The sequence below is a fragment of the uncultured Campylobacter sp. genome (assembly GCF_938018035.1).
Lineage (GTDB): Bacteria > Campylobacterota > Campylobacteria > Campylobacterales > Campylobacteraceae > Campylobacter_B.
Genome location: NZ_CALIJF010000354.1, coordinates 1 through 1,116 on the forward strand (window position 1 = coordinate 1; position 1,116 = coordinate 1,116).

At 38.8% G+C, this 1,116-nt stretch carries 1 protein-coding gene; it reads right to left on the bottom strand.

Annotated features, from left to right (window positions below; genetic code table 11):
• Positions 1-1,116, bottom strand: a 1,116-nt coding sequence (locus Q0257_RS10680; RefSeq protein ID WP_298024709.1) for a hypothetical protein, incomplete at both ends; no start/stop codon positions are given.

Here is a 1,116-nt window from a genome sequence, read left to right on the forward strand (position 1 = left end):
TGCTATACTTGCCCGAATCCTTCAGCGCTTTTGTATCTACATTAAAATATGCAGGACGAAGCACGAAGTTATCGCTACCACATATATGGAATGAGCCGTCTTCTGACATTTTGATACCGAACTTCTCGCTGGCACTGTTTATGCTATCTTTAAGTTCATCCAGTTTCTTTTTGATAATATTATCCCAAATGTTCTTCTTTTGCTCTGCAGTTAGTTTTTTATTGCACCAGTCGAATTTCTCCCCGGTTTCGCAATATCCAAATTGCTTTTTAAGCTCCCATTTCTTAAGCTCTAGATAATATGCTTTAGGATCGCTACTATTGAGATCTTTTTCTTTTATATATTGATCTAAATCAGACCTCGAAGTAGCTTGCCCATCCGGACGATAACTAAGCATAAATGTAAGACCTTGATATGCATCTCCTATCTCTATATTATTTAAAGCCAAAATACTCTTGTTTTTAAAATCCACTTTCTTATCTGTTGAATAAGCATCGCCATTTAATTTAAATGGAATTTTTAGAGAATCAGTTACGGAACGGCACGCATAAACTGCGGTTTTGTTCTTATCACTTTCGCTGACTTTATCTGAGGTAGTAGCGGCATTCTTAGCCCTAATAACGGATAAATATAATTCACCGTTCAAGCCAAATTTCTCGAGCTTTCTAGCCTCGCTGCCGATATATACGAGCTTACCCGTAACCGGATCTTTTTTAAAGTAAGGAGAATTTGCGGCTGCGTCGATATAATCCGTACATTTACCGGTTTTATCGCTATATTCCTTACAAAATTGGCTTTCATAATCCGGTCTAAAGATAAGTTTCGCATCGAAAGGCTTATCGGAGATTTGAGTATATAGCCTATCGTCGTCGTCATTTTTACTAAAATTCTTATTGACTACCTGTAAACCGCTTAAAGGTAGGATATTAACGCTTTTAGAAACCTTTGTCGCGTCGCATAATTCAAGCTCGGAAGCGCTATCCATCTCTATGAAGACTCGCTGACCGCCGCCTATATCTAAGCTCATCTTATAACTTAGTGTCACGGCAGGAGCCTGCAATATGGTTGCACCCGTATTTACAGTAGCATTAAACTCGCCGTATGCCGCTTTACCTG